19 protein-coding genes are annotated in these 25,891 nt (G+C 71.0%); 12 read left to right on the top strand and 7 right to left on the bottom strand.

Annotated elements, in window-relative coordinates:
• Positions 1-443: 443 nt before the first annotated feature.
• Entirely contained in the window at positions 444-2,510 is a 2,067-nt protein-coding gene (gene glgX, locus ACN4JJ_RS09700; RefSeq protein WP_440709707.1) for a glycogen debranching protein GlgX, read from the bottom strand.
• Positions 2,511-2,580: 70 nt separating this feature from the next.
• Here glgX and ACN4JJ_RS09695 point away from each other — a divergent pair, with 70 nt between their 5' ends.
• The 3 genes from ACN4JJ_RS09695 (at position 2,581) to ACN4JJ_RS09685 (ending at position 5,194) form a co-directional block, all read left to right on the top strand.
• Positions 2,581-3,852, top strand: a complete 1,272-nt coding sequence (locus tag ACN4JJ_RS09695) for a cysteine desulfurase family protein (RefSeq protein ID WP_440709706.1) — start codon at positions 2,581-2,583, stop codon at positions 3,850-3,852.
• A 142-nt stretch (positions 3,853-3,994) separates the two neighbouring features.
• Positions 3,995-4,921 (top strand): putative endonuclease domain-containing protein, encoded by a 927-nt coding sequence (locus ACN4JJ_RS09690; RefSeq protein ID WP_440709705.1) that lies wholly within the window; start codon positions 3,995-3,997, stop codon positions 4,919-4,921.
• Between the two features lie 69 nt (positions 4,922-4,990).
• Complete coding sequence (locus ACN4JJ_RS09685; RefSeq protein WP_440709704.1) at positions 4,991-5,194, top strand: hypothetical protein; 204 nt, start codon at positions 4,991-4,993, stop codon at positions 5,192-5,194.
• Positions 5,195-5,345: 151 nt separating this feature from the next.
• On the opposite strand, the gene ACN4JJ_RS09680 is transcribed toward ACN4JJ_RS09685, so the two are convergent.
• A complete protein-coding gene (locus tag ACN4JJ_RS09680) occupies positions 5,346-6,323 on the bottom strand; it encodes an endonuclease/exonuclease/phosphatase family protein (protein WP_440709703.1) in 978 nt (325 codons plus the stop codon).
• 118 nt (positions 6,324-6,441) lie between these two features.
• Here ACN4JJ_RS09680 and mnmA point away from each other — a divergent pair, with 118 nt between their 5' ends.
• The 7 genes from mnmA to ACN4JJ_RS09645 all read left to right on the top strand — a co-directional run bounded on the left by mnmA (position 6,442) and on the right by ACN4JJ_RS09645 (position 14,940).
• Positions 6,442-7,626: a tRNA 2-thiouridine(34) synthase MnmA gene (gene mnmA / locus ACN4JJ_RS09675; RefSeq protein ID WP_440709702.1), complete on the top strand. Its 1,185-nt coding sequence runs from the start codon at positions 6,442-6,444 to the stop codon at positions 7,624-7,626.
• Entirely contained in the window at positions 7,626-10,049 is a 2,424-nt protein-coding gene (ligA, locus tag ACN4JJ_RS09670; RefSeq protein WP_440709701.1) for an NAD-dependent DNA ligase LigA, read from the top strand. The genes mnmA and ligA overlap by 1 nt, the downstream gene beginning before the upstream one ends.
• Positions 10,049-10,531 (top strand): DIP1984 family protein, encoded by a 483-nt coding sequence (locus tag ACN4JJ_RS09665; RefSeq protein ID WP_440709700.1) that lies wholly within the window; start codon positions 10,049-10,051, stop codon positions 10,529-10,531. Before ligA ends, ACN4JJ_RS09665 begins: the two co-directional genes overlap by 1 nt.
• Positions 10,532-10,895: 364 nt before the next feature.
• On the top strand, positions 10,896-11,195 hold the full coding sequence (gene gatC, locus ACN4JJ_RS09660; RefSeq protein WP_440709699.1) for an Asp-tRNA(Asn)/Glu-tRNA(Gln) amidotransferase subunit GatC: 300 nt from the start codon (positions 10,896-10,898) through the stop codon (positions 11,193-11,195).
• The gene (gene gatA / locus ACN4JJ_RS09655; protein WP_440709698.1) at positions 11,192-12,736 is read left to right on the top strand and encodes an Asp-tRNA(Asn)/Glu-tRNA(Gln) amidotransferase subunit GatA; all 1,545 of its coding nucleotides are present in this window, start codon (positions 11,192-11,194) and stop codon (positions 12,734-12,736) included. Before gatC ends, gatA begins: the two co-directional genes overlap by 4 nt.
• Entirely contained in the window at positions 12,736-14,253 is a 1,518-nt protein-coding gene (gene gatB, locus ACN4JJ_RS09650) for an Asp-tRNA(Asn)/Glu-tRNA(Gln) amidotransferase subunit GatB (protein WP_440709697.1), read from the top strand. Before gatA ends, gatB begins: the two co-directional genes overlap by 1 nt.
• A gap of 150 nt (positions 14,254-14,403) precedes the next feature.
• On the top strand, positions 14,404-14,940 hold the full coding sequence (locus tag ACN4JJ_RS09645) for a hypothetical protein (RefSeq protein WP_440709696.1): 537 nt from the start codon (positions 14,404-14,406) through the stop codon (positions 14,938-14,940).
• Here ACN4JJ_RS09645 and ACN4JJ_RS09640 read toward each other — a convergent pair.
• Positions 14,889-15,506 (bottom strand): TIGR03086 family metal-binding protein, encoded by a 618-nt coding sequence (locus ACN4JJ_RS09640; RefSeq protein WP_440709695.1) that lies wholly within the window; start codon positions 15,504-15,506, stop codon positions 14,889-14,891. The genes ACN4JJ_RS09645 and ACN4JJ_RS09640 overlap by 52 nt on opposite strands.
• A 133-nt stretch (positions 15,507-15,639) precedes the next feature.
• Between ACN4JJ_RS09640 and ACN4JJ_RS09635 the strand changes: the two genes are divergently transcribed.
• Entirely contained in the window at positions 15,640-16,140 is a 501-nt protein-coding gene (locus tag ACN4JJ_RS09635; protein WP_440709694.1) for a GNAT family N-acetyltransferase, read from the top strand.
• A 52-nt stretch (positions 16,141-16,192) separates the two neighbouring features.
• Here ACN4JJ_RS09635 and ACN4JJ_RS09630 read toward each other — a convergent pair whose 3' ends face one another.
• Both ACN4JJ_RS09630 and ACN4JJ_RS09625 read right to left on the bottom strand, forming a co-directional pair.
• The gene (locus ACN4JJ_RS09630; protein ID WP_440709693.1) at positions 16,193-18,805 is read right to left on the bottom strand and encodes a phosphatidylglycerol lysyltransferase domain-containing protein; all 2,613 of its coding nucleotides are present in this window, start codon (positions 18,803-18,805) and stop codon (positions 16,193-16,195) included.
• Positions 18,802-20,109 carry an alpha/beta hydrolase gene (locus ACN4JJ_RS09625; RefSeq protein ID WP_440709692.1) on the bottom strand — a complete coding sequence of 436 codons (1,308 nt, stop codon included), beginning with the start codon at positions 20,107-20,109 and terminating at the stop codon, positions 18,802-18,804. Before ACN4JJ_RS09625 ends, ACN4JJ_RS09630 begins: the two co-directional genes overlap by 4 nt.
• 198 nt (positions 20,110-20,307) lie before the next feature.
• Between ACN4JJ_RS09625 and ACN4JJ_RS09620 the strand changes: the two genes are divergently transcribed.
• Entirely contained in the window at positions 20,308-21,576 is a 1,269-nt protein-coding gene (locus ACN4JJ_RS09620) for a DNA polymerase IV (RefSeq protein ID WP_440709691.1), read from the top strand.
• A gap of 118 nt (positions 21,577-21,694) precedes the next feature.
• Here ACN4JJ_RS09620 and treZ read toward each other — a convergent pair whose 3' ends face one another.
• A complete protein-coding gene (gene treZ, locus ACN4JJ_RS09615; RefSeq protein ID WP_440709690.1) occupies positions 21,695-23,500 on the bottom strand; it encodes a malto-oligosyltrehalose trehalohydrolase in 1,806 nt (601 codons plus the stop codon).
• Positions 23,497-25,878 (bottom strand): malto-oligosyltrehalose synthase, encoded by a 2,382-nt coding sequence (treY, locus tag ACN4JJ_RS09610; protein ID WP_440709689.1) that lies wholly within the window; start codon positions 25,876-25,878, stop codon positions 23,497-23,499. The genes treZ and treY overlap by 4 nt, the downstream gene beginning before the upstream one ends.
• Positions 25,879-25,891 lie beyond the last annotated feature (13 nt).

Below are 25,891 nucleotides of genomic sequence, written 5' to 3'. Positions count from 1 at the left end.
GTGGAGCGCCCGGAGTCTCGGGGAAGGGGTGGAGCGCCCGGAGTCTCGGGGAAGGGGTGGAGCGTCCGGAGTCTCGGGGTGTGGGGTGGAGCGCCCGGAGTCTCGGGGAAGGGGTGGAGCATCCGGAGTCTCGGGGTGTGGGATGGAGCATCCGGAGTCTCGGGGTGTGGGGTGGAGCGACCGCAGTCCCAGGGCACGAGGCGAAGCGCCCGAAGCGTCGGGGCGCAAGGTGAAACATCCGGAGTCTCGCGGCGCGAGGTCGAGCACCCAATGTCTCAGGCCGTACTCAACGACCCAAGGTGAGCGTGTGGCCGACGGGTGCGAGCGAAGCCCGCGCCCGTCGACCGCGCGCTCACATGTCGCGCTGCGCCGGGCAGGGACCGGCGCAGCCCGGTCACGCCGAGCAAAGCCCGGCGCGACCGGCAGCTAACACAGCAAGACTTCTAGACAGCCCGATACAGCTGCAGGGACGCCGCCGCGACATTGACGCTCTCGCCTGGAGCGAAGCGCGGCAGAGGTTCTCCGTGATGATGCACCTCCGGCGCATCCTGAGCCGAATCCCACAGCAGTTCATACGCCGACACCCCGTCGTGCACGGGCAGCGTCACCGTGATCGGCGCCTCCACCCCGTGGATCACGGTCAGGATGCGGTTCAGCGGCTCGTGCTCGGGAGTCGACGCCGCCACGTACACGAGGGTGCGGTTCTCGGGGGAGTTCCAGTCGCTGATCGACATCGACTCGCCGGCGGCGTCGTACCAGTCCATCTGGCTGGCGCTGGGCGTGCGCTCGCCGAACACGCCGTATCGCACGGGCCGCAGGGCCGGGTTCTCCCGTCGCACCCGCAGCAGGTGCTGGGTGGTGCGCCAGAGGTCCTTCTGCCAGGTGCGGCGGTCCCAGCTGATCCAGGTCAGCTCGGAGTCGTGGCAGTAGGCGTTGTTGTTGCCCTTCTGCGAGCGGCCGAACTCGTCGCCGGCGGTGATCATCGGCACGCCGGCCGAGAGCAGCAGCGTGCCCATCAGGTTGCGCATCGCCCGTCGTCGCGACTGCTCGATCGGCCGTGAGGTGGTCGGCCCCTCGATGCCGTGGTTGTACGACATGTTGTTGTCGGTGCCGTCGCGGTTCGCCTCACCGTTGCCGACGTTGTGCTTGACGTTGTAGGCCGTGAGGTCGGCGAGTGTGAAGCCGTCGTGGGCGGTCACGAAGTTGACGGATGCCAAAGGCCCCCGCTGCTGCGAGAACGTGTTCGACGACCCGGCGATGCGGGTGGCGAGCATCCCGACCCCGTCGCCGGGGTTGCCGTTCTCGCGGATCGACTTGATGTCGCGCAGCCAGAACTTGCGCATCCGGTCGCGGAAGCGGTCGTTCCACTCCGACCAGCCCTCCGGGAAGTTGCCGGTCTGCCAGCCGCCCATGCCCACGTCCCAGGGCTCGGCGATCATCTTCACGCCGGCGAGCTCCGGATCCGAGACGATCCCGGTGATCAGCGGATGCTGCGGGTCGTAGTAGTGGTCGCCGTTCCGCCCCAGCGTGGCCGCCAGGTCGAAGCGGAAGCCGTCGATCTGCACCTCGTTCGCCCAGTACTTGAGCGAGTCGAGGATGAGCCGGGTGACAGCGGGCGTCGCGGTGTCGATCGAGTTGCCGCATCCGGTGACGTCGACGTAGTCGCCCCGGGCCGTCTGCCGATAGTAGGAGGCGTTGTCGATGCCGCGGAAGCTCGTGGTCGGGCCCATCCGCCCCTCTTCGGCGGTGTGGTTGTAGACCACGTCGAGCAGCACCTCGAGCCCGGCCTCGTGCAGCAGCTTCACCATGCCCTTGAACTCGCGCAGGATGGCGCTCGGCCCCTCGGCCTGCGCGGCCTTCGAGGCGTAGAGGTTGTGCGGGGCGAAGAAGCCGAGGGTGTTGTAGCCCCAGTAGTTGCTGAGCCCCTGCTTCTGCAGGCGCTGCTCGCTCACGAAGGCGTGCACGGGCAGCAGCTGCACGGCGGTGACGCCGAGGCTCTTGAGGTAGCCGATGCTCGACTCGTGCGCGAGGCCGGCGTACGTGCCGCGCAGGTGTTCGGGGATGCGGCTGTTGATCTTGCTCAGGCCCTTCACGTGGGCCTCGTAGATGACGGTGTGGTCGAGCGGGGTGTTGGGCTTGGTGACGCCGTTCCAGTTGAACTCCTCGTCGACCATCACGCTCCGGAACTCGCGCCCCGCGCGCACGATGCCGCGCGAATACGGGTCGAGCAGCGGGATGCTCGGGTCGAAGGCGTTCTGCGGATGCTCGGCGCCGGTGGGCCCGTCGACCTTCAGTGTGTACCGGCGGCCGGGGACCAGCGAGCGCGAACGGCCGGTCCACACACCGTTCGCGTCGCGGGTGAGCGGCACCGACTTGTAGACCCAGTTGGGGTCTTTGTGGTCGTAGAGGCAGAGGTCGATGCTCGTGGCGTTCTCGGACCAGACGCGCAGTTCTCCGCCGTGGGAGGTCGTACGAACGCCGAGCCGAGCGAGGGGGTCGGCCGGGGTCATGAGACTTAGAGTAGTTGCAGGCGTCTCACCGCCCGAAATCGTGCTCCCCCTCTCTCTTGGATCGCTCCGGATGCCCGTCTACCTCGACCACGCGGCCACCACGCCGATGCGTCCCACCGCGCGTACCGCCTACGTCGACGCGCTCGGCGTGGTGGGCAACCCCTCGTCGATCCACAGCCAGGGGCAGGAGGCGAAGCGCCTGCTCGAGGAGTCGCGCGAGGTCGTGGCGGCCTCGCTCGGCGCGGAGCCGATCGAGGTGATCTTCACCTCGGGGGGCACGGAGTCGATCAACCTCGGCATCAAGGGGCTGTGGTGGAAGCGGCAGGGGGATGCGGCGGCGGGCCGTGGCTCGGCGCCGGTTGCGGATGCGGTGGCCGTGGCATCCGGTGCCCGCCCCGTCATCCTCGCCCCGGGCGGGGAGCACCACGCCACCGTCGACGCGATCGACTGGCTGGTTCGGCACGAGGGGGCCTCCGTGGTGCGGCTGCCCATCGATCCGCTCGGGCGGCTGTCGCCCGCCGTGCTCGAGGCGGCGCTCGCGGAGCACGGCGCATCCGTGGCTCTGGTGACGCTCCTCTGGGCCAACAACGAGGTGGGCACGGTGCAGGATGTCGCGGCGCTGGTGGCGGTGGCGCGCGCGCACGGCGTGCCGGTGCACGTCGACGCGGTGGCCGCGTACGGGTACCTGCCGATCGACTTCGCCGCCGTGGGGGCGGATGCGCTGAGCGTGTCGGCGCACAAGATCGGCGGCCCCGTGGGGATCGGGGCGCTCGTGCTGGCGCGGCGCAGCGAGGTGGAGCCGCTCATCCACGGCGGCAACCAGCAGCGCGTGCGCTCCGGTACGCAAGACGTGGCGGGGGCGGTGGCGTTCGCGGCGGCCGCCGCGGAGGTGAGCCGCGAGCTGGGTGGTGCCGCGGCCGCGGCATCCGATGGCCTGTCGTTCGTGGAGGAGCTCGCGGGGCTGCGTGACCGCCTGATCGCGGGGGTTCAGGATGCCGTTCCCGAGGCCGTTCTGCGGGGCGACCCCGCACCCGAGGGGCGACTGCCGGGCAACGTGCACTTCACGTTCCCGGGGGCGCAAGGCGACTCGCTGCTGTTCCTGCTCGACATGGCGGGCTTCTCGGTCTCGACGGGGTCGGCCTGTCAGGCGGGCGTGCCCGAGGTCTCGCACGTGCTCACCGCGATGGGCGTGCCCGAGCCCGAGGCCCTCGGCGCCCTCCGCTTCACCCTGGGCCACGGAACCACCCCCGCCGAGGTCGACGCCCTCGTGTCCGCCCTCCCCGCGGCCTACGCCGCAGCCTCCCGCGCCGGTCTCTCCACCCGAGCCCCCTCCGCCCCCTGACCCCTCACCGAGGTCGCAGGATCACGTCCACACGGCTGATTGTGGACGTCATCGCGCGACCCGGGTGAGATCCGGCCGCCCAGAACGTACGCAAGGCTGTGGATAACTCACATTCTGCGAGGGGATGGGGGAGTCTAAGCGTGTGCCGAAACATGTTCCCCTCCCCGACCGGTTCGAGCGCGGGGCATTCTCGGTTCGGGACGGCGACGATGCGGGCCTCGGCCGCGAACGCCTGCGTGGACCGGATCTCCGCAGACCGTTCTCGGGGGTACGGATCCCCGCATCGACGACGCTCACGCTCCGAGGCCTGTGCGCGGTGTATCTTCTTCGCAGCCCGGACGGCCACTTCTTCAGCCATGTGACGGCAGCGCGTCTGTGGAGGATGCCGCTGCCCCGACGGCTTGAGACGGCGCGACCGCTCGACGTCGCTGTCGTGAAGCCGAGGGCGATTCCCCGCGCGAACGGCGTACACGGCCATCGGCTCGCGGCAGGCGACCTGGAGGTCGTCCGACGATTCGGGATGCTGTGCCGCCTGGGATCGATCCTCTCGCACGACGACCTGGTCGCCGTCGGTGACTACCTCGTCCTCGATCCCCGCATCGGAGAAGCAGGAGAGCGACGTCCGTACGCGGGTCTCGATCAGCTGAGGAGCAGGGCCCTGAGTTACCGCGGCGCTGGAGCGCGGGCCGTCCGCTCCGCTGCCCGCGACGTGCGATCCGGAGCCGAATCGAGGAGGGAGACCCTACTGCGCCTACTTCTGGTGCGCGGTGGCCTGCCGGAGCCGGAGTTGGGCCAGGAGATCCGCGATGGCGACGGCGACCTGCTCGGTTACGCAGACATGCTCTATCGCGAGCAGCGTGTGGTCGTGGAATACGACGGAGACCAGCATCGGAACGACTTCGACCAGTTCGAAAAGGACGCCGTGCGTCTGGATTCGTTCCGCCGTGCCGCCCACTACGTCGTGCAGGTTCGCAAGAAGGGCCTGGGTAGTCGTCGCCACGAGACGGTGCAGCGCGTCGCGCAGGCACTCGCCCTTGACCGCCGTTCCAGGTCGCAGGATTACGTCTAAACCGTGGGGGTTGGACGTGATCCTGCGACCCGAGTGCGGGGTCGGTCGCGCGGGGGATGTGGGGGAGGGGTGGGAGCGGCGGCGGGGTGGAGCTTCACCGGGCGGCTGCACCTCGTCGGGGGACTGCTCTTGGCGCTGGGGGCGGGACTGATCGCCGTCGGGATCTCCGTCTGGCAGCGCCCGATCGAGCGCGAGCGGGCCGGCACCGCTCCACACGTGGTCGAGCCCTCGGGCGACGAGCCGGATGGGGCCGGCGCCCCGCCGCGCATCTAGGCTGCCGCGCCGAGCAGACTGCAGCGCCGAGCACGCTGCCGCGCCGATCACGCTGCCGCGCCGAGTGGGCTGCCGTCCCGAGTGGGCTGCCGCGCCGAGCATCCGGGCCCGGCGGTGCACACGGGCCTGGCAACTCCGCGCGGCAGAGAGGCTACAGGTTCAGCGAAGTGACCACGGCCAGGTGGTCGGAGTCACCGACGCGCAGCGTCGTGTTCGACGTGACCGACATGCCGCGCTGCAGCACGTGGTCGGGGCGGGTGACGGGCATCGAGGCGGGCCAGGTGAAGCCGAAGCCGCCATCCGTCTGGTTCGCCTCACTGAGGGAGCCGAACAGGCCGGCCATGTTGCGGTCCGAGCTGCCGGCGTTGAAGTCGCCGAGCATCAGCAGGCGCGAGTTCTCGTCGCGCGGAACGTAGTCGGCCAGGTTCGCGAGCATCTCGTCGCGGGTGGCGTGGTCGTCGGGGCGAGCGGATGCGGCGTGCACCACGTAGATGCTGACCAGTCCCGAGGGGGTCGAGAGGTCGGCGGCGATGCCGCGCTGCCAGCCGAGGCCGAGATCCAGTGCCTGCGCGTTCTCGATCGGGTAGGCGCTCCAGACGCCGACCGTGCCGATGCCGTAGGAATAGGGGTAGCTCTCGCTCAGCACGCTCTCGACCTGGGCGCGGCCCTCGTCGTCCATCTCCTGCATCGCGATGACCTGCGCGCCGGTCGCCGCCAGCGCGCGGGCCGACTCGGCGGCCGTGCCCGATCCGGCCTCCACGTTCTGGCTCGCGACGGTGAGCGTGTCTCCGGATGCCGCGGGTGCGCTCCAGGAGAGCGGCACGATCCCGGGCACGAACATCGCACCCCAGACCACCGCGGGCACGAGCGCGGCGATCACGGCCCCCTTGCTGCGCGTGATGAACGCGGCGAGCAGCACGACCGGGACGGCCAGGCCGACCCAGGGGAGCGCCGATTCGAACAGCAGCGACAGCCCGAACAGCTCGGGAACCAGCACGTGCAACCCCAGAGACACCGCGAGAAGCAGCGCGAGCACGCACACCACGACCGCCGCCCCCGTGCGGTTTCGGGGCCGGCGTCGCGGGCTGGCGGCCCGGGTCTCGCGCGGCGCCTCGAGCAGTGCTGACATCCCTCTCATTCTGCACCGCGACTCTGGGCATTCCCCCGAATTCCGGTGCGAATCGCCCGCCGTTGCGCTGCGCCTGGCCTCCCGTTCCACTGTCGGACGCCCGCCGTATGCTGGACGCATGAAGGTTCTCGCAGCAATGAGCGGAGGGGTCGACTCCGCGGTCGCCGCCGCCCGCGCGGTCGAAGCGGGCCACGAGGTGGTGGGCGTGCACCTGGCGCTCAGCCGCATGCCCGGCACGCTGCGCACCGGCAGCCGCGGCTGCTGCACGATCGAAGACTCGATGGATGCGCAGCGCGCCGCCAACAAGATCGGCATCCCCTATTACGTGTGGGACTTCTCCGAGCGGTTCAAGGCCGACGTGGTCGACGACTTCATCGCCGAGTACTCGGCGGGCCGCACGCCGAACCCGTGCATGCGCTGCAACGAGCGCATCAAGTTCGCCGCCCTGCTCGAGAAGGCCCTCGACCTCGGCTTCGACGCGGTCTGCACCGGCCACTACGCCACCATCTCTACGGATGCGGCGGGCAACCGCGAGCTGCACCGCGCGGCCGCCTGGGCCAAAGACCAGTCCTATGTGCTCGGCGTGCTGACGGCCGAGCAGATCGCACACAGCCTGTTCCCGCTCGGTGCCACGCCCTCGAAGGCCGAGGTGCGGGCCGAGGCCGCCGCGCGCGGCTTCTCGGTGGCGAACAAGCCCGACAGCCACGACATCTGCTTCATCCCCGACGGAGACACGAGCGGCTGGCTGGCCGAGCGGGTCGGCACCGCCACGGGCGACATCGTCGACCGTTCGGGCGACGTCGTCGGCTCGCACGAGGGCGCGCACGCCTTCACGGTCGGCCAGCGCCGGGGCCTCAAGCTCGGGATGCCCGCCGCCGACGGCAAGCCCCGCTTCGTTCTCGAGGTGCGCCCGAAGGAGAACACGGTGGTGGTGGGCCCGAAGGAGGCACTCGACATCGCCGAGATCGCGGGCTGGCGCTTCACCTGGGCCGGGCTCGCGCCCGAGCATCCGGAGCTCGACTTCGCGTGCCAGGTGCAGATCAGGGCGCATGCCGATCCGGTCGACGCCGTGGCGCGGGTGCGAGATGACGCCGGGGGTTCGCCCGAGCTCGTCATCACCCCGGTCACTCCGCTGAACGGAGTCGCTCCCGGGCAGACCGCGGTCGTGTACGTGGGTACGCGCGTGTTGGGGCAGTGCACGATCGACCGCACCGTCAGCGTCGATACCGTCAGCGTCGATACCGTCGGCGTCGACACCGTCGGCGTCGCTGCCGGCACCGCTCCCGTTCCGGCCGCCGTCTGATGGCGCCGCGGGGGAGGGCATCCGCAGCCCAGCAGAAGGAAGGGGAGGCGGCATCCGCCGGCTCGTCCGAGGGCGGCGTCCTGCGCAGCGAGACGCCGGGCGATCTCGAGGCGGCGCGCGACGAAGCGGTGGCGCTCACCACGCGCATCCTCGAGCTGCGCGACGAGTACTACGAGAAGAACGCCTCCACGGTCACCGACCAGGATTACGACGTCATGGTGCGCCGGCTCGACGAGCTCGAGCGCGCGCATCCCGAGCTGCAGTCGCCTGACAGCCCCACGCAGACCGTGGGCGGCCGCGCCGTCACCACCATGTTCACGCCGGTCACCCACGCCGAGCGGATGCTCAGCCTCGACAACGTGTTCAGCGAGGAGGAGCTCGACGAGTGGGCCGCCAAGGTGGTTCGCGATGCCGGAGCCACGACGGTGCGCTTCCTCTCCGAACTGAAGATCGACGGCCTGGCCATCAACCTCCGCTACGAGAACGGCGTGCTCGTCACGGCCGCCACCCGGGGTGACGGCGTGGTGGGTGAAGACGTCACCGAGAACGTGCTGCAGATCGCGTCGATCCCGGCCCGGCTGAAGGGCACGGGGCATCCTCCGCTCGTCGAGGTGCGCGGTGAGATCTTCTTCCCCGTCGCTTCGTTCGACGAGTTGAACGCGGCGCAGGAGGCCGCGGGCGAGCGCGTGTTCGCCAACCCGCGCAACGCGGCGGCCGGATCGCTGCGGCAGAAGTCCGAGGGCAAGAACGAGAAGCAGCTCGCGCTCGTGGTCGACCGTCTGCACCGGCTGCGGATGCTCGTGCACGGCATCGGGGCCTGGCCCGATCCGCCGGTCTCGGCCCAGTCGGAGGTCTACGAGCTGCTGGCGACCTGGGGGCTGCCCACCTCGACGCACTACCGCGTGTTCGACACGATCGGCGAGGTGGCGGAGTTCATCCGCTCGTACGGCATCAACCGCGCGAGCGTGGAGCACCAGATCGACGGCATCGTGGTGAAGGTCGACGACCTGCGCCTGCACGAGGAGCTCGGTGCCACCAGCCGCGCGCCGCGGTGGGCGACGGCTTACAAGTACCCGCCCGAAGAAGTCAACACGAAGCTGCTCGACATCGTGGTGAGCGTGGGCCGCACCGGGCGGGCGACGCCGTTCGCAGTGATGGAGAAGGTGGAGGTGGCCGGCTCCGAGGTGCGCCAGGCCACGCTGCACAACCAAGACGTGGTGAAGGCCAAGGGTGTGCTGATCGGCGACACCGTGGTGCTGCGCAAGGCCGGCGACGTCATCCCCGAGGTGCTCGGGCCGGTGGTCGAGCTCCGCGACGGCAGCGAGCGCGCCTTCGTGATGCCCACCGAATGCCCCGAGTGCGGCACGCCGCTCGCGCCCGCCAAGGAGGGCGACATCGACCTGCGCTGCCCCAACGCGCGCAGCTGCCCGGCGCAGGTGCGCGGGCGGGTCGAGCACGTCGGATCGCGCGGCGGTCTCGACATCGAGGTGCTCGGCGAGGTGAGCGCCGCGGCGCTCACGCAGCCGCTCGAGCCGGCCGATCCGCCGTTGCACACCGAGGCGGGGCTGTTCTCGCTGGAGCCGTCCGATCTGTTCCCCATCAGGGTGATCGTGCGCGACTCCGAGACCGGGATGCCGAAGCTCGACAAAGACGGCGAGTCGCCCAAGGTCGTCGCTCCGTTCCGGCGCAAGCGGCAGAAGACCGACCCGGCCTTCGACCCCGAGGCCACGGGCGACGACTTCGACGGCGACGAGGGCTTCGTGCTCTCCGCCAACGCCGTCAAGCTGCTCGACGAGATCGAGAAGGCCAAGACCAAGCCGCTCTGGCGCATGCTGGTCTCGCTCAGCATCCGCCATGTGGGGCCGGTGGCCGCTCGTGCCCTGGCCGACTACTTCGGATCGATCGAGGCCATCCGCGCCGCCACCCGCGACGAACTCGCGGCGGTCGACGGGGTGGGCGGCATCATCGCCGACGCGCTGATCGCCTGGTTCGACGTGGACTGGCATCAGGCGATCGTGGATCAGTGGGCCGCCGCGGGCGTGCAGTTCGCGACGCCGGGGCATCCGGGGCCAGGGGCTGCCGTGGGGGCCGGGGGAGTGCTCGAGGGCATCACCGTGGTGGCCACCGGTTCGCTCGAGGGCTACAGCCGCGAGGGCGCGCTGGAGGCGATCATCGCCGCGGGGGGCAAGGCCGCCTCGAGCGTCAGCAAGAAGACCGACTTCGTGGCCGCCGGTCCCGGTGCGGGCTCCAAGCTCGGCAAGGCCGAGGCGCTGGGTTTGCGTATCATCGACGCCGCCGAGTTCGCCCTGCTGGTGACGCGGGGTCCGGATGCGCTGCCGCCGGCTCCCGGGGCAGAGACCGAAGCAGGGGAGACGACCGAGGCCGAGGCGACGACCACGGCCGACGATGGAGAGGGCAGCTGATGCGGCTGGCGGAAGCACTGCTCGAGCGCGCCGAGCTGCAGAAGCGCAGCGAGGCGCTGCAGGCGCGGATCGTGGCGAACGCCTCCTACCAGGAGGGCGAGACCCCCACCGAGGATGCGGCCGAGCTGCTCGAGGAGTGCCTGGGCGTGCTCGGCGAGCTGGAGCGGCTGGTCACGGCCGTCAACCTCACCAACGCCACCGTCCTCACCACCGCCACCAGCACAGCCGGCGGCGAGGGCCGCACCGTCACCTCGCTGCTCGCCGAGCGCGAGACGCTGCGGGCGCGGCACAGCATCCTCGTACGAGCCGCCGATGCGGCCGCCGGAAACTGGAACCGTCGTCAGCTGCGCAGCGAACTGCGCCAGATGTCGGCGCTGCCCGTGAAAGAGCTGCGGGCCCGGGCCGACCAGACGGCGGCCGAGCTGCGAGCACTCGACGTCGTCATCCAGCGCACGAACTGGGAGGTCGAGCTCCGGGAGTAGACAGGCAGCGCTCGGCACGCGGGCGGCTCCCACCACACGGGTGACACGAGCGAGACCGCAGCGATGAGCAGCGACGAGAACGGTGAGTCGGTAGGCGCGCCGGGGCGAGCACACACCGTGGGCCGGCGGTCAATCCGGTCCTCTGCAGGCGCGGTGGGCAGCGTCATGGCTTCGGCCGTCACCTCTCAGCCCCGCACCCATGACCGGTTACGGTGCAGACACCACTCCTCACCACCACGTGCTGACCGGAACGACGAGGGCGGGTTCGGGGACCTCACCGTCTGATCGAGTCCGATCGAGACCCGCGGGGCCCCGTCCCGGTAGAATTGCCGCACACCCCTCGCGAACAGAACACCGGAGCACCATGTCCGAAATCACTCAGGAGCAGGTCGCGCATCTCGCGAACCTCGCTCGGATCGCCTTGACGCCCGCCGAGATCGAGAGCCTCACCACAGAGCTCGGCTCGATCGTCGACAACGTCGCGAAGGTGTCGGAGGTGGCCACGGCCGACGTGCCGGCCACCAGCCACCCCATCCCGCTGCAGAACGTCTACCGCGACGACGTTCCCGGAAACACCCTCACCACCGAGCAGGCGCTCGCCGGCGCCCCCGACCACGACGGATCGCGCTTCCGCGTGACCGCGATCCTGGGAGAAGAGCAGTGACGAACCAGCAGCACGAGATCGTGCGCCTGTCCGCCGCGGCCCTGGCCGAGAAGCTCACCGCGGGCGAGCTCTCCTCCGTCGAGGCCACGAAGGCCCACCTCGACCGCATCGCCGCGGTCGACCCCGATGTGCACGCCTTCCTGCACACGGCCCCCGAGCTGAGCCTGGCCGCCGCGGCCCGCATCGACGAGCGTCGCGCCGCGGGCGAGTCGCTGCATCCGCTGGCCGGCGTCCCGATCGCCATCAAAGACGTGATCGTCACCAACGACATGCCCACCACGAGCGGGTCGAAGATCCTCGAGGGTTGGGTGCCGCCCTACGACGCGACCGTCATGACCAAGCTGCGTGCCGCCGGCCTCGTGCCGATCGGCAAGACCAACATGGACGAGTTCGCGATGGGCTCCTCCACCGAGCACTCCGCCTACGGCCCCACCCACAATCCGTGGGACCTCGAGCGCATCCCGGGCGGCTCGGGGGGCGGATCGGCGGCGGCCGTCGCCGCGTTCGAAGCCCCTCTCGCGCTCGGCAGCGACACGGGCGGCTCGATCCGTCAGCCCGCTCACGTCACCGGCACCGTCGGCGTGAAGCCCACCTACGGCGGGGTGAGCCGCTACGGCGCGATCGCGCTGGCCTCCAGCCTCGACCAGATCGGCCCCGTGAGCCGCACCGTGCTCGACTCGGCGCTGCTGCACGACATCATCGGCGGGCACGACCCGCTCGACTCCACCTCGCTCACCGACGAGTGGCCGAGCATGGCGGAGGCCGTGCGGCGGGCCGATGTGAAGGGTCTCAAGATCGGGGTCATCCGCGAGCTCGACGGCGAGGGCTTCCAGCCCGGCGTGCTCGAGCGCTTCCGCGAGGCGCTCGACATCCTGGCCGCCGCCGGTGCGGAGATCACCGAGGTGAGCCTGCCGAGCCTCGAGTACGCCATCTCGGCCTACTACCTGATCATGCCGGCCGAGGCCTCCTCCAACCTGGCCAAGTTCGACTCCGTGCGCTTCGGCCTGCGGGTCAACCCGCCCGGGGGCGGCACGGTCGAAGACGTGATGTCGGCCACGCGCGAGGCCGGCTTCGGCGCCGAGGCCAAGCGCCGTATCATCCTCGGCACCTACGCCCTCAGCGCCGGCTACTACGACGCCTACTACGGCAGCGCACAGAAGGTGCGCACGCTCGTGCAGCGCGACTTCGCCGCCGCTTTCGCGGGCGTCGACGTGCTGGTCTCGCCGACCGCGCCCACCACCGCGTTCAAGCTCGGCCAGAACGACGGCGACCCGATGGCGATGTACCTCAACGACATCGCCACCATCCCGGCCAACCTCGCCGGCATCCCCGGCATCTCGCTGCCCGTGGGCCTGGCTGCGGAGGATGGGCTGCCGGTCGGCATCCAGTTCCTCGCCCCCGCTCGCGAAGACGCCCGCCTCTACACCGTCGGCGGCGCGCTCGAGCGCCTGCTCGAAGACAAGTGGGGTCACACCCTGATCAGCCAGGCCCCGGATCTCGCCCCCGGCGAGATGACCGCCGCAGAAGAAGGAGCCGTCTGATGGCCAAGGCCGCACTGATGGACTACGACAAGGCCCTCGAGCTGTTCGAGCCGGTGCTCGGCTTCGAGGTGCACGTCGAGCTCTCCACGAAGACCAAGATGTTCTCGAGCGCCCCGAACTACTTCGGCGGCGAGCCCAACACGAACATCACGCCCACCTGCCTCGGGCTGCCCGGCTCGCTGCCGGTGGTGAACGGCCAGGCCGTGCGCTACTCGATCAGCCTGGGCCTCGCCCTCGGCTGCTCGATCGCGCCCTCGAGCCGCTTCGCGCGCAAGAACTATTTCTACCCCGACCTGGCGAAGAACTACCAGATCTCGCAGTTCGACGAGCCCATCGCCTTCGGCGGCTCGGTCGAGGTCGAGCTGCCCGACGGCCGGATGTTCACGGTGCCGATCGAGCGTGCGCACATGGAGGAGGATGCCGGCAAGCTCACCCACGTGGGTGGCGCGACCGGTCGCATCCAGGGCGCCGAGTACTCGCTCGTCGACTACAACCGCGCCGGCGTTCCGCTGGTCGAGATCGTCACCGACATCATCTACGGCGCCGAGAAGGATGCTCCGGAGCTGGCGAAGGCGTACGTCTCGACCATCCGTGACATCGTCGTGTCACTCGGCATCTCCGAGGCCCGGATGGAGCGCGGCAACCTGCGCTGCGACGCGAACATCTCGCTGCGCCCGCGCACCGCGCCCGGCGAGCCGCCGGCGCCGCTCGGCACCCGCACCGAGACCAAGAACGTGAACTCGCTGCGTTCGGTGGAGCGCGCCATCCGTTACGAGATCCAGCGTCAGGCGGCGATCCTGGCCGACGGCGGCACGATCACGCAGGAGACGCGGCACTGGCACGAAGACACCGGCACCACGTCGGCCGGTCGCCCGAAGTCGGATGCCGACGACTACCGGTACTTCCCCGAGCCCGACCTGCTGCCGGTCGTGCCCTCGGCCGAGCTGATCGAAGAGCTGCGTGCCGCCCTGCCCGAGCCCCCGGCCGCCCGCCGGCGCCGGCTCAAGGCCGAGTGGGGCTTCACCGATCTCGAGTTCCAAGACGTGCAGAACGCCGGGCTCCTGGTGGAGGTCACCTCGACCGTGGCCGCCGGCGCCTCGCCGCAGGCGGCGCGCAAGTGGTGGTCGGGCGAGATCTCGCGCATCGCGAACGCGCGTTCGGCCGAGCCCTCCGCCCTGGTGTCGCCGACGGATGTCGCGGCTCTCGTGGCACTCGTCGACAGCGGTGCGCTGAACGACCGCCTGGCCCGCCAGGTGCTCGAGGGCGTCATCGACGGCGAGGGCACTCCGCAGGAGGTCGTCGACGCCCGCGGGCTCGCCGTGGTCTCCGACGACGGCGCCCTGATCGCCGCGATCGACGAGGCACTCGCCGCCCAGCCCGACGTGCTCGCGAAGATCAAGGACGGCAAGGTGCAGGCCGCCGGCGCCGTGATCGGCGCGGTCATGAAGGCCATGAAGGGCCAGGCCGACGCCGCCCGTGTGCGCGAACTCGTCCTGGAGCGCGCCGCCGCCTCGTGACCCCTCCTTCCGCATTCCCATCTCCGCCGACCCGTCACTTAGTCCCGTTCTGAAGCCCGTATAACGGGACTGAGTGACGGGTCGGCGGAGGGTGGTGGGGCCTGCGGTCAGCGGGGGACCAGTGTCGGTGGTGGGTCGTAGCGTGAGGGTATGGAAGTCGTTCTCGCCCAGATCCTCGTCACCACGACGAGCGTCACCGCCGGTGCTCTGCTCGCGCTGCTGATCGATCGCGGCAAGAGCCGGCGCACCGAGAAGGCCGCCGAGGTGAACGCGCTGCGGCTGCTCAGCCTCGAGGTGGCCTCACGGCGCGCGCTCGCGCCCGAGCAACTGGCGGGGCCGGTGTCGCTCGACCGCGCCGACCCCGATTCCGACCTCAACCGGGTGCGGCGCTCGGTCGTGCTGCTGCGCAAAGACGTGCGCACGGCCCGGCAGTCGCTGCGGCCGCGATCGGCGGCCTGGGGCACGCTGAACGCGATGGTCGCGGCCTGCAACGTCTTCCTCGAGGCGGTCGACGAGCATCCGTCGGCCCTGGCCGTCGAACTCGAGGCGTTGCGGATGCAGCTCGACACGCTTCAGCGCGAACTCTGCGCCAGCCACCCGCGCGATCTGGTCTACCTGCCGGCGGGCTCGGCCGCCTACGTGGCCGGGCGGTCGTCGCGCCCGGTGAGCGCGAGTAGCCGTGACTGAAGCGGGGCGTCCTCGGGCACGGGCACCGGAGACGCGAACAGGCCACTGGCGCGCAGGGTCGCCTCCTGAGGTGCGAACACGGTCCAGACCGCCTCGATCAGCTCCTCGTCGAGGCTCTCGTTGGTGTTCACGGCGCGCGCCAGATCCCAGGTGTGGATGGTGACGTCCGAGACCTGCTCCTTGAGGTAGTCGATCATGTCGACGGTGTCGTAGGAGAGCCGCACCCGATCGGCGGGGGAGGCATCGTGCCAGGCCGTGGTGGCGGCGAGCGAGTAGAGGCGCCACTCCTGCCGGAGGTCCCCCTCCAGCGGGCGGAGGCGGCTACGCGCGTGACCGGTCTCCAGGCCCGACAGCAGCCAGGGAACCCACTGCTGCTCCTCGACAACGTGCGCCACGAGGTCGCGCACGTTCCACTCGGTGTCGGGGGTCGGGGCGTCCCAGTCCGTGACGGCCGCAAGCCGCACCTCGAACTCGCGGTGGGCCCGGCGCTGCAGGCGCAGCCACTGGGTGATCTCGGCCGAAACCTCGGCGCTGGACGGTGTCGGGGCAGGGGTGGGCGTGGTCATCGTTGCTCCTATCGGCCTTGCGGTCTCTGGTGTCAATGCGACGACGGCGGGCCGCATTCCGAGGAACGCCTCCAGGATGCACCCGATTCGCGGTCAGCGAACAGAGCAGGATGCCGCACGCTAGCGTTGACGGATGCACACCGTTCGCCCGCTGACCCCCGCCGACCTGCCGCAGCTGCTGGTGCTGAACACGGCCGCCGTGCCCGCCGTGAACGAGATCGACCTCGCCGAGATGACCGGGCTGGTGGCGCAGTCGCGGCTCGCCGTCGCCGTGGTCGATGACGAGCATCCGGATGCCGTGCTCGGCTTCGTGCTCGCCCTCCCGCCGGGCCTGGACTACGCCAGCGAGAACTACCGCTGGTTCAGTGCCCGCGGCGAGCGCTTTCTCTACGTCGACCGGATCGTGGTGGGCGACGGTCAGCGCGGGGCCGGGCTGGGTGCTCTGCTCTACGAGGTGGTGTTCGAGGCGGCAGCCGCCGACGGGGCATCCGAGGTCGACTGCGAGGTCAACGTCGAACCGCCGAACCCCGGGTCGCTGCGCTTCCACGGCCGTCTGGGCTTCGCCGAGGTGGGCCGCCAGGCCACCAAGGGCGGCTCGGTCGTGGTGGCGCTGCTGGCCCGTCCGCTCGGCTGAGGATCGGTCCAGAGGTACAGACGGCCGCAGCCGGCCGCAGCCCGGCTGCCGGTCAGTCGCGCGCGGCGAGCGTGCGCAGCGCCTGCCGCGCCGAGAGCGTGGGCAGGTACGCGCGGCCGAGGGCCAGCCCGATGGCGGGCAGGGTGAGCGGATCGCGGTACACGAGGTACAGCTGCTGGAACTCGGGGCGGAACTTCATCTTGAACCGCAGCAGCGAGCGGAACCCGTACACGGGCTCGAGCGTGCGACTGAGGAACGGCAGGATGCCGGCAGCCGGCGCCGCATCGGGGCCGGTGCCCGTGGAGGCCCCGCCGTCCGCCACCGCGAGCGGCGCCCCCGACAGGCTCACGAACGCCACCCCTTCGTCGCGCGCCCGCAGGATCGTCTGCGCGATCAAGAACTCCATCAGCCCGTTCATGCTCGACGGCCCGCGGCGCATGAAGTCGAGCGTCCAGCCCACCACCACGCCGTCGGAGAAGGTCGGCAGCCAGCTGGTCACGCCCTGCACCCGGTCGTCGGGGCCGATCGCGACCATCAGCCGCACCTCGGGGTCCATCAGCTCGTCCACGCCGCCGAGCGTGAAGCCCATCTCGGGCAGGTCCTTCTCCGCCACCCACAGCTCCGAGATCTCGCGGATCTGCGCACTGTGGAACGCCCCCAGCTGCGCATACGGCAGCCACTCGGCCCGCACGCCCTCCTTCGCCGCCCGGTTGATCGAGGTGCGGATGTCCTGCATCTTCTTGCCGTCGGTCGACCAGCCCCGCGCATCCACCACGGTCTCCTCGGCCACCTGCATCGACGACCAGCCGTCGGCGGCGAAGTGCTCGCGCAGGGAACGGTTCACCGAGTAGAAGGCGGGCGTCCAACCCCGGTCTGCGCAGAAGGTGCTGAACGCGAGCGCGGTCTCCGGATGCGTCGCCGGCGGCCCGAGCGGATCCCCGGTCGTGATCGCCACCCCACCGATCACCCGGTACGCGACCGCACCGCCGGAGGGCGCGAACCAGTAGTGGTTGCCCGGCCAGGTCGCCATCCAGGAGAGGGTGCCGCCCGATCCGTTCACCAGCAGCTCCCGGATGCGCGCCTCGTCGCTCGTCGACCCGCGCGGCCGGCTGCGCATCCCGATCATGGCCAGCACGATCAGTCCGGCCCAGAACACCGCCCCCACCCACTGCGAGGCGATCACGGCCACGGGGCCGGCGGGGAAGATGTCGGCGGGCTCGAACGACACGAAGCCCACGGGCACGAAGCGCTCGGGGAGGTCGAGCAGCAGCTCGCCGACCGAGGCGACGGGCGAGAACTGGTCGCGCACCGCGACGACGATCGCCAGGTAGAGCAGGGCGATCCCGGCGAACAGCCCGAGCGCGAGACCCGCGAAGCGTGCCGTGGCGCGGGTGCCGTGCTCGGCCGGGAACAGCCGGATCGAGGCCACGAGCGCCGCGGCGATGGCCAGCGGCACGAGGGCCGAGACGATCTCGAACACCCGGTAGTCGTCGGCGGCCGCCGTCTGGAAGGTGCTGAACTCGCTCGAGGAGAGCAGCGGCAGGAACCCGAAGTACACCGCGGCCAGCAACGCGAGCGCGAGGTTGATGCCCACCGCGAACCACAGGGCCACCCGGCGCCCGCGCTGGATGCCCCAGGCCGACACCAACAGGGCGACGAGCGGGAGCAGGGTGAGGGCGACGGCGCCGGGCCCGTCCAGGCGGGACAGCGCCAACGCGTCGACGCAGTGCCGGGAGTAGTCACCCGTCTGGCAGCGCGCCGCGATGGCGGCGTAGTCGCGCAGGGGGTCGCGGAACAGCAGCCCGAGCGGATTCAGTACCCCGTTCCCGCTCGGCGAGACGATCGTGACCAGGGGCCCGAGCGCGGTGATCGCCACCACCGCCGCCAGCAGCGTGCGGGCCTCGCGCCGGGTCGCGCGCGGGCGGCGCACGACGATCCGGGTGTGCGCCATCGCCATCCCGAGCAGCAGCCCCACGATGGCCGCGAACAGGCGGAACAGGTCGGAGGGCTGCCCCGAGTAGAGCACGAACACCAGGATGACGGTGAAGCCGACGATCCGGATGCGACGTTTCAGCAGCGGGCCGGCGAAGGCGCTCGCGGCCATCACCACGCCCGCCAGCGCGATCACGGGGTCGACCGTGCGGTGCACCCGGGTGATCTCGGCCGAGTACAGGTCGAGCACGAGACCGAGGGCCTGCGTGGTGAGGCCGAGCAGGATGCCCACCACGGTCACCAACACGAAGGCGATCGCGGTGCGCAGGTGCCCCATCCGGCGCTCCGACCAGCCCATGCCGATGATCAGGGCGATCAGCACGACGGCGAGCACGACCGGGTTCCAGACGAAGAACACCGAGGTGAGGGTGGAGAGCCAGTCGTGCCGCACGAAGACGGCGTCGAAGCCGGTCGCGACGAAGTCGTCGACGCCGGTGCGGGCACGGCCGGGGCGCAGCATCAGGCGCCCCAGGCTGGCCACCAGTACCAGGGCGACCACCACCCAGGTGACGGGGACCGTGCGCGCGCGGGCGAGCATCCGCTTGGCCCGGGATGCGGCGCGGTGCGGTGCAGGAGTCGAGGGAAGTGCGGGCGGGGCAGGCGTCGTGTCCGCCGGCGCGGCGCCGTCGGGCGCGCGTCCCGCCGATCCGGAAGCCGGGGGAGCGGGCGTCATCGGTTGAGGCCCCAATGATCCGCGATCAGGCCCAGCCCCTTCTCGAACACGTAGGACCAGGTGGTGGCGTCGTGCGCGCTGCCCTGCGCCTCGATGTAGGTGGCGGTCATGCCCGCCGCCTGCGCGTCGGCGTAGAGCGTCTTGATGCCCGGGAGGTAGGAGGAGTCCTCGCTGCCGACGCCGAACACCGCGAACATGTCGCTGTAGGGGGCGTTCGCGGCCAGGATCGAGGCGGGCTTCGCGGCCTCGTACTTGGCCGCATCGCCGCCGAAGCCCTGGGCGATGGCGTTCTGCTCGTCGTGGATGCGCGGATACTCCTCGCCCGAGGCGTCCAGGATCGCGCCGAACAGCTCCGGATGCGCCGCCCCGAGCTGAATGGAGCAGGTGCCGCCCTGCGAGAGGCCGCCGATGCCCCAATAGTGCGGGCCGGCGAGCACGGGCAGGTTGGCGTTGATCCAGGCGGGGACGTCGACCGTGAGGTAGCTGGCCGAGTTGCCGATGGGGGAGTCGACGCACATCGGGTTGACCTCGGGCGCGCCCAGCTGATCGGGCGAGACCACGATCGGGGCGAGACCCTGGTGCGCGGCGGCGTAGGCGTCGAGGCTGGTCTCCAGCTTCGCCGTCGCCAGCGGGTCGTCGGGGCTGCCGGGCTGGCCGGAGAGCATGATCAGCACCGGCAGCTTGGGCGGGTTCGCGGTGAGGGCGGCCGGCGGCAGGTAGACCACGGCGGGCCGGGCGGCGAAGCCCGAGGTGGTGCCCGGGATCGTGACGCTGCTCGCCGTGCCCTTCTCGGGCATCCCGGCCGGAGCGGTCCAGGTGGCGATGGCGGCGGTGGCGTCGGCGTTGATGTCGGGCAGGTCGTCGGAGTACGCGCTGATGCCCAGCACGCTGCGGATGGTGGTGTACTGACCGAAGTCGATGTTGATGCTCATCGCCGCCGTGGCCACGAAGAGCACCACGGCCAGCACGGAGGCGATCATCCGTCGCCAGGTGCCCCGCCAGAAGGAGGCGAGGGCCATCGCGCTCGCGGCGAACCCGACGGCGATCCAGATGCGGGCGACCGCGGTGAGCTCGGCGCCGAAGAGGTTCAGCTGGTCGGAGAGCAGCCAGGTGAGACCGAGCCCGATCGCGCCGCCGAGCAGCGCGGCGACGACGGCGAAGCCGAACCAGGGCAGGCGCCGCCAGCGCGGGCCGGGCACGACGAACAGCAGCAGCAGGGCGGTGACGACGGCGGCGGTGTACACGGCGATCACGAAAGGGCCGGAGAGGATTCCGACGTCGAGGATGACGTTCACGGGATTCACGGGCGGGGGGATCCTGTCGATTCGGTCGTGCACCGGGCGGCGGCCTGGCGTCGATCAGTATTTTCCCCTGGTCTGGGTGAAGTCTGGGAGCTTGAGGTGCTCGGGCTGGGGGCGTGTCGGATGCGGGGGCCGGGGGATCGGTCACCCCGCGACCTCGGCGTCTGCCCCGATGTCGGTGGGGGCACGTAGGCTCGAGGCATGTCCACCGAGCCGCCCACCGTCGTGAGCGGGAGCAGCGGGCCGGCCGAGCCGAGTCCGCCCATCCTGCACGTCGACATGGATGCGTTCTTCGCCTCGGTGGAGCTGCTGTCGCATCCCGAGCTGGTGGGCAAGCCGGTGATCGTGGGCGGCCGTTCGGGGCGGGCGGTCGTCACGAGTGCCACGTACGAGGCCCGGGCCTTCGGCGTGCACTCCGCCATGCCCGTCGGGGCGGCGCTGCGGCTCTGCCCGAAGGCCGTGGTGCTCGAGCCGCACATGCAGCTCTATCGCGACTACTCGCGGCAGGTGATGGCGATCTTCCGTTCGGTCACGCCGCACGTCGAGCCGCTCAGCATCGACGAGGCGTTCCTGGATGTCGCGGGCGCCCGCCGCCTGCTCGGCGAGTCCGACGAGATCGCCCGCCGGCTGCGCGCCCAGGTGTTCGCCGAGACCGGGCTGCCCTGCTCGGTGGGGGTGGCACCCACCAAGTTCATGGCCAAGCTCGCTTCCGGGCGGGCCAAGCCCGACGGGATGCTCGTCATCCGGCCGTCGGAAGTGCTCGGGTACCTGCATCCGTTGCCCGTCCGGGCGCTCTGGGGTGTGGGCGGGAGCACCGCCGAGCGGCTGGAGCGGCTGGGGCTGCGCACGGTCGGCGACATCGCCGAGACCCCGCTGGATGCCCTCGTCCGCGCGGTCGGCGCGGCCTCCGGCGAGAAGCTGCACGAGCTGGCGCTCGGCATCGACACCCGGCCGGTGCTGCCGCCCGCGCAGGAGAAGAGCGTGGGGCACGAGCGCACCTTCGACGTCGACGAGCGCTCACCGGAGGTGCTGCGGCGCGAACTGCTCGATCAGTCCAACCGGGTCGCCGTGCGCCTGCGGGCAGCGGGCCTGGTGGGCAAGACCGTGGCACTGAAGCTGCGCTTCGCCGACTTCACCACCATCTCGCGCTCACGCACCCTCTCCGAGCCCACCGATCTCGGCCGCCGCATCTACGACGAGATCTCGGCGGTCTTCGACGCGGTCGGCACCCGGGGCGACGCGATCCGCCTGATCGGCGTGCGCGTCGAACAGCTCTCCGAGGCGGGTGGCACGGTGCACCAGCCCTCCCTCTGGGCCGACGAGACCATACCCTCCGAAGGCTGGCACGATGCCGAACGCACGATCGACCAGGTCACGGCCCGTTTCGGCACCGACATGGTGCGCCCCGCATCTTTGGTGAACGCGCCGCGCTCAGGCGAAACCGCCGAGCGGAACGGTACCCGGCGATAGCACCAGCGCGACGGTGCGGTTCGAAAAAGCTGCATTTCAGCCATAGCGAGGCCGTATATGGGGTCGCTAGGCGTTATTCGCAGCTTTTTCGAACCGCATCCGCGAGGAAGGGACGGCGTCAGTCCGCGGGGCGAGTCACCAGCACCGAGCGGGGTGCGGCCTCCGTGGGCGTCGCGCCGGCAGCCGTTGCGGGCTCGCCGCGGAGCGCGGCGCGCGACTCGAAGAGCACCTCGCCCAGGCGCGGCGCGATGCGCGCGAGGGGTCGCGGCTCGTCGGAGAGGTTGACCACCAGCACGAGGCCGGGGCGCTCGAGGGTGAGCCAGCGCTCGTCGTCGTCGAAGTCGACGCGCACGTCGGCGAGACGCACCGAGTCACCCGCGGGCAGGGTGGCCCGGATCGCGGCCAGGCGGCGGTACACCTCGAGCATGGCGGCGTGCTCGGGGTGGGCGGCATCCGTGAGCTCCGACCAGTCCAGCTTCGAATTCTCGAACGTGGACGGGTCTTGCGGGTCGGGCACCACATCCGGGTCCCAGCCCATCTTGGCGAACTCGCTGATGCGGCCCTTCGCGGTTGCCTCGCCGAGCTCGGGCTCCGGATGCGAGGTGAAGAACTGCCACGGCGTCGAAGCGGCCCACTCCTCGCCCATGAACAGCATCGGCGTGAACGGCCCGAGCAGGGTGAGCGCGGCCGCGACGGCCAGCGATTCGGCATCGAGCGTGGCCGTGAGCCGGTCGCCGATGGCCCGGTTGCCGATCTGGTCGTGGTTCTGCGAGGCCACGACGAGCCGCCAGGGAGCGGTCGCCGCGCGGTCGAGCTCGACGCCGTGCGTCTTCTCGCGGAAGCTCGAGTACGTGCCGTCGTGGAAGAACCCGCGCGTGAGTACCTTCGCCAGCGCCCCCACCGAGTCGAAGTCGGCGTAGTAGCCCGTGGTCTCCCCGGTGAGGTTGACGTGCACGGCGTGGTGGAAGTCGTCGCTCCACTGCCCGTCGAGCCCGTGACCGCCCTCGGCCCGTGCCGTGAACATCACCGGGTCGTTGAGGTCGGACTCGGCGATCAGCAGACGACGGATGCCGCTGCGCTCGGAGAGCGACTCCACCTCGGCGGCCAGCTCGGCCAGGAGGTGCGTGGGCGAGCCGTCGACCAGCGCGTGCACGGCATCCAGGCGCAACCCGTCGACGTGGTACTCCTCGAGCCACATCAGCGCGTTGTCGAGGATGTACCGTCGCACCTCCTGAGAACCCTCGTGGTCGAGGTTCACCGAGACGCCCCAGGTGTTGCTGTTCTTGTCGTTGAGGTACGGGCCGAACAGCGGCAGGTAGTTGCCGCTCGGGCCGAGGTGGTTGTAGACCACGTCCTGGATGACCGCGAGACCGGCTGCGTGACAGGCGTCGACGAAGCGGCGGTAGGCATCCGGACCCCCGTAGCCCTCGTGCACGGTGAACCACGCGACGCCGTCGTAGCCCCAGTTGTGGGTGCCGTTGAAGCCGTTCACGGGCAGCAGCTCGACGTGCGTGACGCCGATCGAGCGCAGGTGGTCCAGCCGCGCGGCGGCGGCGTCGAGCGTGCCCTCGGGCGTGAAGGTGCCGAGGTGCAGCTCGTAGATCTCGGCGCGGTCCAGCGGAAGGCCGGCCCACGCGCCGTCCTGCCAGGCGTACGCGACGGGGTCGTCGGTCTGCGAGAGGCCGTGCACGCCGTCGGGCTGCCGGCGCGAGCGCGGGTCGGGGTACGGGCCCTCGCCGTCGAGCTGGAAGCCGTAGTGCAGGCCGGGGGCCCAGGAGACCTCGCCTCCGGATGCCCACCACCCGTCGTCGGCACGGGACATCGGATGCGCGCGGGAGTCGGCGGGCTCGGCGCCGTCGGCGAGCACGAGCTCGACGGTGGTGGCGCGGGGCGCCCAGACACGGAAGCCGGTCGGGTTGGTCATTCGTCGATCCTCTGCAGTAGGGCAACGGGATAGCGTTCGAGCAGCTGGGCCAGCCGGATGCCGCCGTCGCCGTGCTCGGCGCCGTAGAGGCGGCCGGTGAGGGTGTCGACGTAGCCGTTGCGGGCGGCGGGCAGCTCGAGGGTGGTGTCGTCCCAGCCGCCTCGGCGCTCGAGGCCGAGGGGGAGGCGCGTGGCCACGGCGATCGCGCCGCCCCGGTCGAAGGCGAGCACGTGGTCGGCGGCGCTGCCGCGCGCCTCGAGCGGCAGGTAGTCGGTGAACAGCTCGGGCCGGTCGCGCCGCAACCGCAGCGCGGCCGAGACCACGAGCAGTTTCGCCGCTCCCAGGTCGTCGGGTTCGCCCGCCGACAGCGTGAACTCCGGCGACTCTCCGGCATCCTGATGCTCGAGCAGGTCGGCGCGCAGACTGTAGTCGACCGGGCGGCGGTTGTCGGGGTCGACGAGCGAGTGGTCCCAGAGCTCGGTGCCCTGGTAGACGTCGGGAACCCCGGTCGTGGTGAGCTGCACGAGCTTCTGCGACAGTGAGGTGCTGCGGCCCGCCCGGCGAACGGCGTCCGCCGCGGTCTGTATGGCGCGGCCGGCGATCGGATCGACGAACACGGAGTCGACCGCCGCCTTCATCGCCTCCTCGAAGGTCTCGTTCACGGCCAGCCACCCGGTGGAGGTGCCCGCCTCGCGCGAGGCCTTGGTGGCGTAGTCCTGCGCGCGCTCGCGGTCGAGCGGCCAGGTGCCGAGCAGTGCCTGCCAGAGCAGGTTCTCGAACGGGCCGTCGCCGAGCGGATGCGGCCGCCGCAGCTCGGCGAGCGTGCCGGCCCAGGCATCCGGATCCTCCGCCAGCGCCGTGATGCGCGCCCGGGTGTCTTCCGAGCGCTTCGTGTCGTGCGTGGAGAGCGTGGTCATGGCATCCGGAAGCGTGTCGAGGCGCCGCCGCTGGAGGGCGTGGAAGCGCTCGACGTCGACCGCGAACTCGTCCGGCTCGGCTCCCACCTCGTTGAGGCTCGTGAGGCGCGACCAGCGGTAGAACGCCGTGTCCTCGACGCCTTTGGCCATCACCATGCCGGAGGTCTGCTGGAAGCGGGCACTCGCCGCACCTCCCGTGCGGGCGAGCACGGCCGCGACCTCCTCGAGCGCACCGCGCAACTCGGGCCGGTGTTCGACGGCGCGAGCGAGAGCCGTGTCGAGGTGCTCCTGCCCGGCCGGCAGGTAGGAGCGGTAGACCGGGAAATACGCGAGCAGCTCGGCGAGGGCATCCCAGACGGTCTCGTCCGGCGTCGGCGTCGGCAGTCCGCCGTCGCGCTCGATGTCGCGGGCGAGTCGCCGTACCTCCGACTGCAGGATGCCGTCGGCGACCGCCCGCTTGGTGTCGTGGATGAGTTCGGGGTAGCTGCCCGGCTCGGGGACGACGGGGGAGTCCTGCCGCAGTTCGGCGGCGAGCGCGTCGAGCGCGGCCTCGCCCGCGGCATCCACGAACACCCGGTCGATGCCGGCCAGTGCGTCGTACCCCGTGGTACCGGCCGTCGCCCAGTCGGTCTCCAACGGCTCGTCGCCCTCGAGGATCTTCTCGACCAGCACGTACGCGCCGCCGGTCAGCTCGGCCAGCCGGTCGAGGTAGCCCTTCGGATCGGCGAGCCCGTCGGGGTGATCGACCCGCAGCCCGTCGACCAGTCCCTCACGGAACCAGCGGCCGATCTCGGCGTGCGACTCGTCGAACACCCACGGCTCCTCCACCCGGATCGCCGCGAGCGTCGACACCGCGAAAAAGCGGCGGTAGTTCAGCTCGCTGCCCTCGCGGCGCCAGTTCACCAGCTCGTAGTGCTGCCGGTCGTGCACCTCCTGAGCGGAGGCGCCGTCATCGGCCGTACCGGCAGCGATCGGATACGCGTTGTCGTAGTACCGCAGCACGGGCTCGGCACCGCTCCGGTCGATCTCCAGTGCCTCCACCGAGTCGTCGCCGAGCACGGGGATGCGGATGCGCCCGCCGCCCGCGTCCCAGTCCACGTCGAAGGCTCCGGCCATCCGCGATTCCCGGCCGCCCTTCAGCAGCTCCCACCACCACGGGTTCTGCGACGGGGTCGCCACGCCCACGTGGTTCGGCACGATGTCGACGAGCACGCCGAGCCCGGCCTCGTGCGCCGCCTCGGAGAGCGCGCGCAGGCCGTCGGGCCCGCCCCGCGACTCGTCGACCCGGGAGTGGTCGGTGACGTCGTAGCCGTGCTGCGACCCCTCCTCGGCCTGCAGGATGGGCGAGAGGTAGACCCAATCGACCCCCAGCCGGGCGAGGTAGGGAACCAGGCGCGCCGCATCCCAGAGGGTGAAGTCGGCGGTCAGCTGGAGGCGGTAGGTGGAGCGGGGAACGCGCATCCGGAATCTCTTT

The sequence above is a fragment of the Herbiconiux dendrobii genome, assembly GCF_052048175.1.
Taxonomy (GTDB): Bacteria; Actinomycetota; Actinomycetes; order Actinomycetales; family Microbacteriaceae; genus Herbiconiux.
This window is presented reverse-complemented; position numbering and strand designations above follow the sequence as displayed.